This is a genomic window from Kribbella sp. VKM Ac-2568 (assembly GCF_004345365.1).
Classification (GTDB): Bacteria; Actinomycetota; Actinomycetes; order Propionibacteriales; family Kribbellaceae; genus Kribbella; species Kribbella orskensis.
This window is the reverse complement of the sequence record NZ_SLVF01000008.1, coordinates 146,904-160,552: the sequence shown is the minus strand read 5'-3', so window position 1 is coordinate 160,552 and position 13,649 is coordinate 146,904. Positions and strand designations below refer to the sequence as shown.

General features: G+C 68.0%; 13 protein-coding genes and 2 pseudogenes. 8 read left to right on the top strand and 7 right to left on the bottom strand.

Annotation, left to right across the window (positions count from 1 at the left end):
• Positions 1-106: 106 nt before the first annotated feature.
• Positions 107-2,923, bottom strand: a pseudogene (locus EV648_RS24025) (FAD-binding and (Fe-S)-binding domain-containing protein).
• Between the two features lie 137 nt (positions 2,924-3,060).
• On the opposite strand from EV648_RS24025, the pseudogene EV648_RS45265 reads away from it, so the two are divergent.
• Together EV648_RS45265 and EV648_RS45260 are read left to right on the top strand one after the other, a co-directional pair.
• A pseudogene (locus tag EV648_RS45265) lies at positions 3,061-3,288 on the top strand (maleate cis-trans isomerase); the annotation flags it as partial.
• A 50-nt stretch (positions 3,289-3,338) separates the two neighbouring features.
• Positions 3,339-3,482, top strand: a complete 144-nt coding sequence (locus tag EV648_RS45260; RefSeq protein ID WP_370452739.1) for an FCD domain-containing protein — start codon at positions 3,339-3,341, stop codon at positions 3,480-3,482.
• Between the two features lie 37 nt (positions 3,483-3,519).
• Here the strand turns inward: EV648_RS45260 and EV648_RS24010 are convergent, their stop codons facing one another.
• On the bottom strand, positions 3,520-3,954 hold the full coding sequence (locus EV648_RS24010; RefSeq protein ID WP_132295945.1) for a VOC family protein: 435 nt from the start codon (positions 3,952-3,954) through the stop codon (positions 3,520-3,522).
• 25 nt (positions 3,955-3,979) lie between these two features.
• Complete coding sequence (locus EV648_RS24005; protein WP_241995545.1) at positions 3,980-4,570, bottom strand: TetR/AcrR family transcriptional regulator; 591 nt, start codon at positions 4,568-4,570, stop codon at positions 3,980-3,982.
• A gap of 247 nt (positions 4,571-4,817) precedes the next feature.
• Between EV648_RS24005 and EV648_RS24000 the strand changes: the two genes are divergently transcribed.
• Together EV648_RS24000 and EV648_RS23995 are read left to right on the top strand one after the other, a co-directional pair.
• The gene (locus EV648_RS24000) at positions 4,818-5,054 is read left to right on the top strand and encodes an aminotransferase class III-fold pyridoxal phosphate-dependent enzyme (RefSeq protein ID WP_255512866.1); all 237 of its coding nucleotides are present in this window, start codon (positions 4,818-4,820) and stop codon (positions 5,052-5,054) included.
• Between the two features lie 40 nt (positions 5,055-5,094).
• A complete protein-coding gene (locus EV648_RS23995) occupies positions 5,095-6,036 on the top strand; it encodes an N-acetyltransferase (RefSeq protein ID WP_132295942.1) in 942 nt (313 codons plus the stop codon).
• On the opposite strand, the gene EV648_RS23990 is transcribed toward EV648_RS23995, so the two are convergent.
• Genes EV648_RS23990 through EV648_RS23980 form a run of 3 tightly spaced genes read right to left on the bottom strand, consistent with a single transcriptional unit; the run spans position 5,999 to position 8,592 of the window.
• Complete coding sequence (locus EV648_RS23990) at positions 5,999-6,880, bottom strand: SDR family oxidoreductase (RefSeq protein ID WP_132295939.1); 882 nt, start codon at positions 6,878-6,880, stop codon at positions 5,999-6,001. The genes EV648_RS23995 and EV648_RS23990 overlap by 38 nt on opposite strands.
• 17 nt (positions 6,881-6,897) lie before the next feature.
• The gene (locus EV648_RS23985) at positions 6,898-7,887 is read right to left on the bottom strand and encodes an NAD(P)-dependent alcohol dehydrogenase (RefSeq protein WP_132295936.1); all 990 of its coding nucleotides are present in this window, start codon (positions 7,885-7,887) and stop codon (positions 6,898-6,900) included.
• 45 nt (positions 7,888-7,932) lie between these two features.
• Positions 7,933-8,592 carry a TetR/AcrR family transcriptional regulator gene (locus EV648_RS23980; RefSeq protein WP_132295933.1) on the bottom strand — a complete coding sequence of 220 codons (660 nt, stop codon included), beginning with the start codon at positions 8,590-8,592 and terminating at the stop codon, positions 7,933-7,935.
• 129 nt (positions 8,593-8,721) lie between these two features.
• Here EV648_RS23980 and EV648_RS23975 point away from each other — a divergent pair, with 129 nt between their 5' ends.
• From EV648_RS23975 to EV648_RS23960, 4 genes are all read left to right on the top strand, one after another.
• A complete protein-coding gene (locus EV648_RS23975; protein WP_132295930.1) occupies positions 8,722-9,618 on the top strand; it encodes an ATP-binding cassette domain-containing protein in 897 nt (298 codons plus the stop codon).
• A gap of 75 nt (positions 9,619-9,693) precedes the next feature.
• Positions 9,694-10,521, top strand: a complete 828-nt coding sequence (locus EV648_RS23970) for an ABC transporter permease subunit (protein WP_132295927.1) — start codon at positions 9,694-9,696, stop codon at positions 10,519-10,521.
• Positions 10,522-10,620: 99 nt separating this feature from the next.
• A complete protein-coding gene (locus EV648_RS23965; RefSeq protein WP_132295924.1) occupies positions 10,621-11,979 on the top strand; it encodes an amidase family protein in 1,359 nt (452 codons plus the stop codon).
• A gap of 27 nt (positions 11,980-12,006) precedes the next feature.
• The gene (locus tag EV648_RS23960; protein ID WP_132295921.1) at positions 12,007-12,816 is read left to right on the top strand and encodes a MerR family transcriptional regulator; all 810 of its coding nucleotides are present in this window, start codon (positions 12,007-12,009) and stop codon (positions 12,814-12,816) included.
• A 90-nt stretch (positions 12,817-12,906) separates the two neighbouring features.
• On the opposite strand, the gene EV648_RS23950 is transcribed toward EV648_RS23960, so the two are convergent.
• On the bottom strand, positions 12,907-13,626 hold the full coding sequence (locus EV648_RS23950) for a TetR/AcrR family transcriptional regulator (RefSeq protein ID WP_132295918.1): 720 nt from the start codon (positions 13,624-13,626) through the stop codon (positions 12,907-12,909).
• Between the last annotated feature and the right edge of the window lie 23 nt (positions 13,627-13,649).

Below are 13,649 nucleotides of genomic sequence, written 5' to 3'. Positions count from 1 at the left end.
GGCCGGTGCCGCGGTCCACCCCCTGGGACCGCGACCAGCCTTGAGCCGGATGCTACGCCCAACATCACGCTCCGTCACCCCTTCGCTCGTAAAACAGGCGAGTATTTCAATGCCCGTCACGGAGCGCGGCTGCGAGTAGTTCGGCCAGGTGGAGCGGGCGGCGATCGGTGCCCTGAGCTATTTGGATTCGGCAACTGAAGCCGTCGGCGAGGATGGTGGTGTCGTCGCCTGCTGCGCGGACTGCGGGTAGTAGGGCGCGCTCTCCTACGGCTTTGGAGACTTGATAGTGGGTGCGTTCGAAGCCGAAGTTGCCGGCTAGGCCGCAGCAGCCGGCGTCGGGGATGGTGGCGGTGATGCCGGCGGCTGCCATCAGGGCTTTGTCGGCGTCGAAGCCTAGGACGGCGTGTTGGTGGCAGTGCGGCTGGACCAAGGCCTCTCCCCCGACCTGTGGCGGGATCCAGTCGGACTTCGTCAGGAACTCGGCCAGGGTGACGGTTGACTTGGCGGCTGCGTGGGCCAGCGGGTTGTCGCTCAGCAGGTCGGGGGCGTCCTGGCGGAAGGCGGCTGTGCAGCTTGGCTCGAGGCCGATGATCGGCGTACCCGCTGCCAGGTGCGGGGCGAGGATCGCGAGAGAGCGCTTCACGACTCGCTGGGCGACGCCGAGCTGACCGGTGGAGATCCAGGTGAGCCCGCAACAGACCCGCTTGTCCGGCAGCAGCACCTCGAACCCCGCCGCCTCCAGCACCTCGACGGCCGCGCGCCCGATCTCCGGCGACAGATGGTCGGTGAACGTATCCGGCCAGAGCACCACTCTCCCGCGCTCACCCGGACCATGCTTGCCCCGGGCAAGGAACCAGTCCGTGAAGGTCTGGTGGGTGAACTGGGGGACCTCGCGTTCGGGAGCGATCCCGCCGAGGCGCTTCACCAAACCGAGAGCGGCGAACCTGTTGGCGAGGCGTGGGGCGCGGGCGGCCAGGCGCGCCCAGAGTGGTAGCCAGCCCATCGACCAGTGCGACAGTGGCCGGGCCCACGGCCTTCTTGCGTAGTGGTGGTGGGTGAACTCGGCCTTGTAGGTCGCCATGTCCACGTTCACCGGGCAGTCGGAGAGGCAGCCCTTGCAGGACAGGCAGAGGTCGAGCGCGTCGCGTACTTCGGTCGACCGCCAGCCGTCCGTGATCACATCCCCTTGGAGCATCTCCCAGAGCAGGTGTGCGCGCCCCCGCGTCGAGTGCAACTCCTCCCGGGTGACCTGATAGCTGGGGCACATCACCCCGCCGGAGGTCTGCCGGCACTTGCCGATCCCGACACACCGCCGCTGCGCCTGGGCGAAGTCGTGGTCGTCGTCGTGATAGGCGAACACCGTCAGCAGTTCGCGGTCCTTGGCCGGCCCGTCGTGCCGGATATTCGCGTCCAACAGCGGCGGATCGACGATCATCCCGGGATTCATCACCCCGGCCGGATCCCAGATCTCCTTCACCTCGCGGAACAGCCGCACGCCGTCCGCGCCGTACATCCGGGCGAGCAACTCCGACCGCGCCCGCCCGTCGCCGTGTTCACCGGATACCGATCCACCCAACTCGACGACGAGATCGGTCGCCTGCTCGACGAAATCCCGGTACGTCGCGAGGCCGCGCGCGCTGAACAGGTCGAAGTCGATCCGCATGTGCATGCAGCCCTCACCGAAATGCCCGTACGACGCGCCGGACAACCCGTGGCGAGCGAGCACTTCGTCGAGGCCACGCAAATAGGCGCCGAGTCGTTCGGGTGGGACGGCAGCGTCCTCCCAACCACCCCAGGCTTCGGCACCATCGGCCCGGCGGGTCGCGAGTCCGGCGGCATCAGTGCGGCAGCGCCAGAGGACGCCCTGCGCGCGAGGATCGGTCACCAGCGAAGCGGTCGCCGGCGAACCCGAATCGCGAAGCTCCTCGAGCATCTTCTCCGCGGCGATCGTGGCAGCGGCCTGATCGCCGCCGCCCAGCTCCACGAGCAGCCAGGCTCGCCCGGCCGGTAGCCCTGCGTGGACCGCCGCGTCCCGGACCTCCGCGGGCAACCGCTCGACGAGATCGCTGTTGATCGACTCCATCGTCAGCGGACCGTGCCGCAGCACCACCGGCGCACAGTCGGCCGAGGTGATCGAGTCGCCGAACCCGAGCACACAAAGCACCTTTGCCGCAGGCAACGGCGTCAGCCGCACGGTGGCTTGCAGCGTCGCCGCAAAGCCGCCTTCGCTCCCGGCGAGCAACCGCGCCACGTCATAGCCGTGCTGAGGCAACAACCTGTGCAGCGCGTACCCGGAGATCTGCCGGCTGAACTGGCCGAATCTCCTGCTGATCAACAGCTCATGCCGGTCCACGAACGCCTGCAGCGCCCGGTGGAGCTCCCCTTCGCGGCCGGGCCGGGCGGCGTAGTACTCGCGTCCTTTGGTGCCGGGGGCATCGACGGTGAGTCTGGTGCCGTCGGCAAGCACCAGGTCGAGGTCGACCAGGCTGTCCGCGGTGGTGCCCCAGGCAACAGAGTGGGCGCCGCAGGCATTGTTCGCGATCATGCCGCCGAGCGTCGCCCGGCTGCCCGAAGAGGGGTCCGCGCCGAAAGCCAGCCCGTGGGGTTTCGCAGCGGCCAGCAGGTGGGTCAGGATCACTCCGGGCTCGACCACGGCGGTCTGCGACTCCGCGTCGATGGCCAGGATCCGGTTCACGTGCCGCGACGCGTCGATGACGACCCCGCCGATCGCGTTCCCCGCCATCGACGTGCCGCCACCGCGCAACGTCACCGGTGCACCCGCCGCCGCGGTCAGCGCCACCGCGGCGGCCAGATCCTCCCGATCAGCCGGTACGACGACCAGATCCGGCACGGCCCGGTAGTTCGACCCGTCCGCCGCATAGAGCGCCCGGCTCCTCGCGTCAGCGCCGACGGACCCGCGCAGTTGCCCCCCGAGTTCCCGGGCGAGCCGCGGTACGTCGTACTGGCTCATCGGCGGGAACTCCTCACTGATCGCTGGGTAGACTGCGCCGGGGTTAGCATTGTCGACAATCTACCCATTCCGGTGCGGGTCAGCCCGCGGTGGCGGCGTCGTACCCCGACGACGTGGCGCGGCACTTCGTCCGGTTCCGGACCGCTGGTGGCGCCGAGGTGGTGGCGATGGGAAGCCACGGGATCTTCACGGCGGCCGAGGTCGGCACCCTCGACACCGACGAGGTGGTCGCGATGGTCCGGGCCGCCGATCACCCGGAGGCCGAGGCGATCCTGGTGCCGGACACCGCGATGCACACGCACGCGATCATCGAGGAGCTCGAGGCGGCCGTCGACAAACCGGTGCCCACCGCGAACCAGGTGACCGTCTGGAGACCTACTCGGCCTCCGAGGTCCGGGTCGAGGAACACCGAGCTCTGGCCGAAGCCATCAAGACCGGCGACCCGGACCTCGTCGACCGCCTCGTCACCGCACACATGGACGACGCCATCACCCGCCTGACGAATCGCTGACGCTCGCGCCAGGTCGCAGTACAGGTCGCTCCCGCAGCTACTGCTGCGCCGGTGCGAAGAGTTCGAGCTGGATGTTGTCCCGGTCGCGGAAGACCAGGACCGAGGCGTACGGCTCGTCGGTGATCGGCGACTGGGTCAGCGGCTTGTCGGCCTGGTCGCTGCGGACGACGCCGTGAGCTTCGAGATGGTCCTGCCACTGCTCGAGGTCGGTGCGGCTGGGCACGGTGAAGCCGGCATGGTCGAGCCCGGTCCTCGTCTCCGCGCAGAGCTCGCCGCCGTTGGTCTCGTGCCGGTGCAGCGCGATCATCAGCTGGTGGTCGGCATCGGCGAGGATCCGCCCGACGCCGCCGGGGTGCGGGACGTCCATCACCGGGTGGACGTCGAACACCTGCCCGTACCACTCGACGCTGCTCTCCAGATCGGTGACGGTCAGCGCCAGATGATGAAGACTTGCTCGACTGACTGTGGACATGACTTGCCCCCTTTGGTTCAGCGGCTCAGTTCTTCGAGAACTGGGCCAGGAACATCTGCACGACGTCGTCGGCGAGCCGGCTCCACCGGTCACCGCCCGGGTCGTTGGAGACCTGCTGATCGACCAGGCCGGTCGTGACAGCGGTCCAGATGTCGAGGTACCGCGGATCGTGCACGCCGTTGCGTGCGAGGAGCTCGCGAGTGACCCCCAGGGCACTGACCGCGAGCTCGTAGGACTCCGGCGACGGCTCGAAGCCGGGCACCGAGTGCTGGAACAGGAGCTGGTAGCGGGGCACGTCCGACACACAGAAGTCGACGAAAGCCCTCGTCTCGGTCAGCAGGTCCCGGCGCGGATCGTCGGTGACGGGAAGCGACGCCTTGAGGTCGACGAAGGTCTGCGCCGCCTCGGCGAACATCGCGTCGAAGATCGCGTTCTTCGACTCGTAGTACGCGTAGACCGTCGGGGTGGTGATCCCCGCCCGCCGCGCCAACTCCCGCAGCGACAGGGCGGCGAGCCCGTCCTCCCGCACCAGGTCCCACGCGGCCGCCAGCACGGCCGCCCGGGCGTTCTCCCGCCGAGCCTCCCGCCACCCACTCGCCACCGAGGTCTTTACCACAGTTCGAAGTATTTGCACACTGTCTAAATCTTGTCAACGCCTCGCCCGGATCCCCCGTCAGACAGAAGGCGGTCGGGGTGACGCCGCTGTAGCCGAGCGCGCGTGCCCCGGCGCTGCGCACGTCGTCAGAAGTTGGTTTACATGGGACCGACAGCCGGCGTGCGGGATCAGGCCAACGCGATTCCGATGTACATGGTCTCGAGGAACTCGTCGATCCCGATCGGCCGCCCTCGCGACCGAGACCGGATTGTTCACCGACGTACGCAGCCTCGGCCTGATGATCGGGAACGAGTTCCGCGACGCCGACGGCAAGCCGGATCCCAATATGGCCGCCGCCGCGCAGCAGGAAGCAGCCCGCCGAGGACTACCCCTCCTCACCTGCGGCCCCTGGAACCAGGTCGTCCGCTTCATCCCAGCCCTGGTGGTCAACGCCGACGAGATCGACGAGGCCGCCACCCCCTGCGCCGACGCAGTCACCAATTAACCGCACGGGGTTCAACCCTCCGCGCAGTAGCTTTGCGGCCATGACGCTGGCTGCTGGGTTCTCGACCCGACCACTGCACCTGAACGACGCCGAGGACATGGCGGAGCTCATCTCGGCGTACAGCGTGCGTCTGCTCGGCAGAGTGGGCAGGCCGCTGGCGAACATCGCCAACCAGCTCAGCTCACCCGGCTTCGATCCAGCCCTCGACGGCTGGGTCGCGCACGACGGGGCGGGTCGGCTGATCGGCTACGCGACCACCAGCAAGCAAGTTGCAGGCGACCGCTTCGACATCGATCTCGTGACGGAGTCGCGGGAGGTCGCCACCTGGCTGCTGACCCAAGCGGTCGACCGGTCCAGGCAGCTCGGCCGCGAGCAGGACCACGCCGAGGTGACGGTGGGACTCGGCCTGCTCCGCGCCGACCAGCAACTGCTGGAGGTCGTCGCCGAGCAAGGGTTCGCCCAGAGCACCACCTTCCAGCGGCTGCGCATCGACCATGACAGCCCGGTCACCGCTCCCACGTTGCCCGCAGGTGTTGTCCAGCGAACCGGCAAGGACATCAGCCGCGCCGCTCACCAGGTCATGGTCGAATCGTTCGAGGGCCAGGACGGCGCGACGCCGCTCCCGTACGACGACTGGGTCGAAACCCGGGAGAAGCGGACGACCTTCGACTGGTCCCAGCTCACCATGCTCGAAATCGACGGCCGCGCGGTGGCAGCGATGGAGTGCCGGGACGACTTCCTGGACAGTGATGACTGTGGCTACGTGGGGCGCGTCGGCGTACTGCCAGACGCACGTGGCCGCGGCCTGGCGAAGTACCTGCTTCAGAACGCCTTCGCCGTCGACGCGGCCGCCGGTCGAGCCGGCACGATCCTTCATGTGGACAGCGCCAACCCGACCCCGGCCCTCGGCCTCTACCGAGGGGTCGGCATGCGACCGATCCTTGTCATCGACGTGTGGAACCGCGTGGTCTCGACGGGCTGACCAGCTCATCGCTGACCTTCCAGAGCCGGGCGGCTGCGGAGAGGTCGTAACTACGCTCGGAAGACTTCTTGGCCTTGCTGTTCACGAAGTAGAGACCGGTGACGTTCTCCAGCTCGGGCGAGGAAGCCAGGTGGATCGACGTCGCGGCCCCCTGCTCAGGCGTCTTCATGAAGGGCCGGAAGAAGGGCACGAACAGCCGCTGGATCCGGCCGGGATCCTCAGCACCGAAGGAAGTGCTGACGACCCCGGGATGCAGGGCGTTCGCGGTGACGCCATCACCCTCCAGCCGCCGGGCCAGCTCGTAGCTGAACAGCAGATTGGCCAGCTTCGACTGATCGTAAGCCCGCGACCCGGAGTACGACTTCTCCCCTTGCAGGTCGTCGAAATCAATCCGGCCGATCCGTTGCGCGTTGGAGGAGACCGTGACCACCCGCGCCGGGGCGCTCTGTTTCAGCCTGTCCAGCAACAGTTTCGTGAGCAGGAACGGTGCGAGATGGTTCAGAGCGAAGGTCAGTTCGAGCCCGTCCGCGGTGACGTGCCGGTTGTCCCAGTAGCCGCCCACGTTGTTGATGAGTACGTCGAGCCGAGGCAACCTCTGCAGCACCTCGTCGGCCAGCCTCCGCACCTCCGCCTGGGACGACAGGTCCGCGACGAACACATCCACGTCCCCGCCGCCTACGGCCCGAATCTCGCGCGCCGCGCGCTCGGTGCGTTCACGATCCCTGCCGGTGATGGCAACGTGCGCGCCCATCCCAGCCAAACCCAATGCGGTCGCCTTGCCGATGCCACTGGTGGCGCCGGTGATGAGAACCGTCGTACTGCGCAGCGGCCCGCTGTCGTCCATGTCCGGGTCCCTGCCCGTCAGACGGTGATGGCGATCTTGCCGCGGACCTGGCCGGCTTCAAGTTGGCGCATGGCTTCGGCGGCTTCGGCCAGCGGGTAGCTCTTGTCGATGGCCGGCTTGAGCTTGCCCGCCTCGATCAGGGCGGTGAGGCGTTCGAGTTCGGCGCCGCGTTCGTTGCCGATGAAGCTGGCGATTCGTTGGCGGGAGAACCACGAGGTGACCAGGGCGCGGAGCTGACGGCCCATGCCGCCGGTCACGCTGTCGCCGCCCTCGCCGCCGGTGAGGACGGCCGTTCCGGTCGGGGTGAGCGCGCGACGCAACCGCGAGAGCTTCGGGTTGCCGGCGATGTCGATGATCAGGTCGTAGTGGGTCACGCCGTCGGCGAAGTCTTCCTTGGTGTAGTCGATGACGTGGTCGGCACCGAGTGACCGCACCAGGTCGAGCTTCGCGGTACTGGCCACGCCGGTGACCTCGGCGCCGAGGGCCTTCGCCAACTGGACCGCGTAGCTGCCGACGCCCCCGGATGCCCCGGTGATCAACACCTTCTGGCCGGCCTGCACCTTGCCGACATCGGTCAGCGCCTGCTGCGCGGTATGCCCGGAGATCGGAACCACCGCGGCCCCTTCGAAGGAGGTGTTGGCCGGCTTGCGAGCCAGCTTGCTCTCCGGCGCAGCGCAGTACTGCGCGAAGGATCCGTGGCCGACGCCGTAGACCTCATCGCCGGCGGAGAACCTGGTCACGGCCGGCCCCACGGCGACAACCGTCCCGGCGAGGGCTCTCCCGAGCACCGGGTTCCTCGGTTTGCGCAGGCCGAAGACGAGACGCAGCAGGTACGGCTTGCCCGTCATGATGTGCCACGTGCCCCGGTCGAGCCCGGCGGCGCCGACCCGGACGAGCACCTCGTTGTCCTTGATCTCCGGCACAGCGAGCTGCCCGAGTCGCAGTACATCAGCTGACCCGTAGGCCGCTTGCGTGATCGCTTGGTTGGTGGTGATGGCAGTAGCCATGATTTGCCTTCTTTGCAAGGGATGCATCGCTGCAAGGAACCGCGGTCACGGATGAGCCGCGGCTTCGAGACTGTCGATCAGAAGAGCGAGGCCGTACTCGAACTCGGCGCCGAACTTGTAACCCGGTTGCAGGATGTACTCCGTGGTGAACTCGGTCAGGTACGGGTAGTCCTCGGGTGAGTAGGGCAGCATCATCGACTCGACCACTTCCGGGATCACCGCCGATTCGTCGAACGGCAGGTTCACCTCCTGCAGCACGAAGCCGAAGATGTAGCTGTCGAGCAGTGAGAACGCGTGTGCCGCCATCTGGACCGAGAAGCCGGCCCGGCGACAGGCGCCGATCACCGCGTTGTGGTGCCGCAGGGTCGCCGGGCCCGGCGCGGCACGGGAGTCCATGATGCTGATCGCCCAGGGGTGACGGGTCAGGGCCGCCCGGGCCGAGCGTGCCCGGTCCCGCATCGCGGGCTTCCACTCGTCACCCTCGACCGGCAGCTCGATCTCGGCGAAGACATGGTCGACCATCCCGTCCAGGATGTCCTCCTTGTTCTTCACGTGGTGATAGAGCGACATCGCCTCGACACCGAGCTCCTGCGCGAGCTTGCGCATCGAGAGTGACCCCAACCCTTCCTTGTCGGCCAGCGCCACGGCGGTCTGCAGAGCTCGCTCCCGGGTCACCGGGACTCGCGCTGCCGTCTTCTTCGGCACGGATGATCTCTTTCCTTCGTTCGGCTGCTTCCTTGACAACCTTACACCGTAAGTCTAGGGTCAGGACCAACCTTACAGCGTAAGGTCGCCTTCTCGGAAGGCCCCTGCAAAAGGCATGGAGTGCAGCGCATGATCACCGTCTCCGGACTCACCAAGCACTACGGCAAGCGCCTCGCCGTTCACGACATGACGTTCGAGGTAGCCCCTGGCCGCGTGACGGGATTCGTCGGCCCGAACGGCGCCGGCAAGTCGACGACCATGCGGATGATGGTCGGTCTGACCCGGCCGGACAGCGGCGACGTCAGCTACCACGGCATCGGCTACACCAGCCTGAAGAACCCCGCGCGCATCGTCGGATCGGTTCTCGACGCCCGCTGCATGCGCCCCGGGCGCACCGCCCGGAATCACCTGCGGGCCACGGCGGCGCTCAGCGGAGTACCGGCGAAGCGGGCCGAGGAGGTACTGGCCGAGGTCGGGCTGGAGACGGCCGCGGATCAGCGGGTCGGTGGGTTCTCCCTGGGCATGCGTCAGCGTTTGGCCCTTGCCGGCGCACTCCTCGGTGATCCCGAGATCCTACTGCTCGATGAGCCGTCGAACGGTCTGGACCCGAACGGTATCCGCTGGTTGCGGACGTATCTGCGGAACTTCGCCGACCGCGGTGGCACGGTCTTCGTGTCGAGCCACCTGATCGCCGAGCTCAGCATGTTCGCCGATGACCTCGTGGTGGTCGGCGGTGGGCGGTTGCTCGCAGCGGAGTCAGTCGACGCGATCAGCGCCCGGAGCGCCGGCACCGTGATTGCCGAGACACCTCAGGCCGCGGCGCTGGCCGCAGTACTGGCTTCGCCTGATGTCCAGGTCGAGATCGAGGGCGACCGGCTGGAGGTGCGCGGGACGACGAAGGCCGCGGTCTCGCAGATCGCCTTCGACCACGGCATCCGCCTGGTCGAGCTCACCGAGACCTCGCGGTCGCTCGAGGACAGCCTGCTCGACCTGACCCGCGCGTCAGCGGAGTTCGCGTCCGCCTGAGCTCCACCGTTCCTGCCGCAGGTCCGCCCACTGCGTTTCCGACATTCAGCCCGACTGTTCAGTGAAGGACCAGCGATGACTGCCATTCTCTCCACCCCGACCACCACCATCAGCCAGCCCGACCAGCGCCTCGCCGAACGTAGCCGCGCCGACGACTTCACGGCCTTCCCGGCCGTGCTCAAGAGCGAGTGGATCAAGCTGTCCACCCTGCGGGCGAACCGGGCCATCCTCGCCCTGACCATCCTGGCCGGCGGCTTCACCTCCTGGGCGGTGGCGACACTGATCACCGACGAGGTTCTGGTGGTCTCCGTCGTCTACATCTACTCGACCGTGCTCACCGCGGTGTTCGCCGCGGTCGCCGGGATCCTGCTCTTCACCTCCGAGGCCCAGCACGGCACCCTGGCCGGGACCTTGACCGCGCAACCCGCGCGATGGGTGATCGCCGCCGCCAAGACCGTCACCGCCAGCACGATCGGACTGGTGCTCGGCGCAGGCGGGATGGCTGCCGGGTACGTCGGCGCCGTGGCCGGTGGCCTCGAACTGGGCGACACGTCCGGCATGGCTGCGACAACCCTGTGGGCGCTGCTGTTCACCACGCTGGCCGCGCTCTTCGGCCTGGGCGTCGGGATGGTCATCCGCCACGGCTCCGGCGCCATCTCGAGCCTGCTGGTCTGTTGGCTCGTCGTCGAGAACCTGCTCACTCTGTTCCTCCCCGCGACCGTGGCCCGCTTCCTCCCGTTCTTCGCCGGCAACGGTCTGCTGGCCATCCAGTCCGACACGGCCACCGCCGACTCGATCGCCGTCGCCCTCACTCGCCCGGAGAACGCCCTGCTCTTCGGCGGCTACACCTTCGCACTTCTGATCATCGGCACCGTCCTGCTCTACCGCCGCGACACCAACTGAACCGAGGCAGAGAACCGGCGCTTTGTGAGGGTGCGACATCCTCGCAAGGCGCAGGTTCTTGTTGACCCTGACACCGTGTCAGGTCGTAGACCTGCTGCTATGACTGAGATGGAGTTCTGGACGGCTGGGGAGATCGCGTCGAGGATCCGGGATGGGGCGGTGTCGTCTCGTGAGGTGACGGCGCGGCTGCTGGAGCGGATCGCGGCGGATTCCACGGTGAACGCGGTGGTGGAGACGCGAGCGGAGTTCGCCCTGGAGGCGGCGGCCGCAGCTGATGAAGCCGTTGCGGCAGGCCGTGAGGTGGGTCCGCTGCACGGCGTGCCGATGACGGTGAAGGACAGCTTCAACGTGACCGGACTGCACACTACTTGGGGCAATCCGGCCTTCGCGGAGTACGTCGCCGACTGGGATGCCACTGTGGTCGAGCGCCTCGCCGCGGCCGGCGCGATCATCGTCGGCAAGAGCAACGTGCCCAGGATGCTCGCCGACTTCGGGCAGACCTCAAACGAGGTCTACGGGCGGACGAACAACCCGCACGACCCGAGCCGTACGCCGGGAGGCTCGAGCGGAGGTGGCGCCGCGGCGTTGGCGGCAGGGATGACCTATCTGGAGTACGGATCGGACCTTGTCGGATCCATCCGTCTGCCCGCGAGCTATTGCGGTGTCTACGGGCTCAGGCCTACGGCTGGCGTTGCGCCTATGCACGGCTTCCAACCTCCAGGACCTCCAGCGATCCCGACCGAGTTCCCTGATCTGTCGAGTCTCGGCCCGCTCGCAAGAACCGCGGCCGATCTTCGGATCGCTCTGCAGGTCACCGGCGGGCCGACTGTTCCCTACTCCCCTGAACTTCCCTACTCATGGAAGCTGCTCCCGCCGCGACACAAGGTGCTCGCCGACTACCGCGTCGGTGTCGTGCTCGATCACGAGCAGGCACCCGTGACGAGCGGGGTCGGCGCCGCGCTGTCCGACGCTGTGGACGCCCTCAGCAAGAACGGCGTGGAGATCGTCGAGGGCTGGCCGACAGAGGTCGACCCGATCGGGCAGGCGGAGGCTCTGGGCTTCCAGCTCGGCTTGTTCTTCGCCGTGAACGGCGAGAATCCGGACTTCGCGAGCCTGGCCGATGTACTCGAGCAGGAGCATCAGCGGATCGCGGCGCGAGTCGCCTGGCAGCGGTACTTCGCGGACGTCGACGTGTTCCTCTGCCCGACCAGTTTCACCACGGCCTTCCCCCACGACGAGCGGCCCTTCGAGGAGCGGGCGATCGACGGTACGCCGTACGACGCGCAGGCGTTCTGGATCTCCCAGGCTTCCTTGACCGGTCTTCCCGCGCTGAGCATGCCGGTGGCAACGAGCGGGCTGCCGGTCGGAGTACAGGTGATCGGTCCGTGGCATGGGGACGACACCGTGATCACCTTCGCCGAGCTCGCCGCCGACGTCATCGGGCCGGTTGCTGGTTGACTCTGACGAGACAGACGGGAGCAGGAGTTGTTCGCGATCGGAGACTTCGCCAGGCACGGGCGGGTGTCGGTGCGAATGTTGCGCCACTACGACGCCATCGGCCTGCTGCGCCCGGCGCACGTGGACGAGGCGACGGGATACCGCAGCTACGAGGCCGCGCAACTCGCCGAGCTGAACCGGCTCGTCGCGCTGAAGGACCTCGGCTTCACCCTGGAGCAGGTCCGCACGATGCTCGCCGACGAGGTCAGCCTGGTGGAGGTGCGGGCGATGCTCACGCTGCGACGGGCCGAGCTCGAGTCCGAGGTCGCCGAGGGCGCCGCCAGGCTCGCCCAGGTCGAGTCCCGCCTGCGCAGCATCGAACTCGGCGACGAAGTACCGGCTGTTGTGCTGAAGGATCTTCCGGCCACCCGGCTGGTCGCGTTGTCGAGCACCGCGGCCAGTTTCACGCCGGAGGACATCGGCCCGGTGGTCAACCCGCTGTGTGCCGAGCTCGGCCGACGCTTGCCTGAGGCAACGGCTGTGAAGCCGACCGGAAGGCTGACCTGCTGGTATGCGGCCGCCGGCGACGAGGTCCTCGTCCACGCAGGAGTGCCCGCGGCGGTCGAGGCCGAGGGTGAGCTCAACGGGCTGCTCGTGGTGGACCTGGCGGCCACCCGCGCCGCGACGATCGTGCACCGCGGCCGGATCGACGCCGTACTACCCACCTGGCAGGCGCTGGCCCGCTGGATCGACGACAACGGTCATCGTTCCAGCGGGCCGGCGCGCGAGCTCTACCTGGACTGCCCGGACGACCCCTCGCTGTGGGTCACCGAACTGCAGGAACCGATCAGGCCTTAGCCGGTTCCAGCTCGACCGGCGGCAGCGCCTCCTCGGTCCCCGGGGTCGCCGTACCGTTCAGCGGGCACCGCGTGGTCTCGGGCACCTTGATCAACGCGATCGCGCGGGATCGGCGAAAGAGGCCAGGCCGGCGGTGATGACCTGGATGCCGAACTCGAAGCGTTCGTCGCCGTTCGCGCCAGATGTCATCGAGGCGGCCAGGGCGACGGTGAAGGGGAACTTCTCGGCCGGCAGCGACTGGAAGAACTGCCGGAGTTCGCCGACGAACTTGGCGATGTCGTCCTCGGTCCACTCCCAGGCCCGCTGCACGCTCTCCTCGAACGCGGTCGCCGTGACGTAGAGCGGGATCAGGTCGACGGCCCAGGCAGCGGCCTGGTCGGGAACGTTGCCCGCCTTGAGGATCGCGAGCATCTTCTCCGTGCTCTGCATCGCCCGTTCACCGAGCGGGACCTGCCCGATGGCGGCTCGCGCGACCCCAGGATAGGCGCGCATCACCTTGAGCATCGACCGCATGCAGTCCTTGAGCTGCTCCTGCCAGTGCTCCGGATCCGGCTCGGCCGGGAACTCCATCCCCTGGGCCGCGCGGTCGACCAGCAGTTGATCCAGCTCCTTCTTGTTCGCGACGTGCGCGTAGAGCGAGGCCGGACCGGTGTTCAGCGCCTGGGCTACCTTCCGCATCGAGACCGCCTCGTACCCCTGGTCGACGAGCAACTCCATCGCCGCGTCGACGATCCGGTCGCGGGTCAACGGTTCACGGACCGGGCGGGCCGGCTTCTCGGGGCTGATGGGCTGCCACCGCGACTGGTTCATGGCCCCACTGTAGCGAACACCGT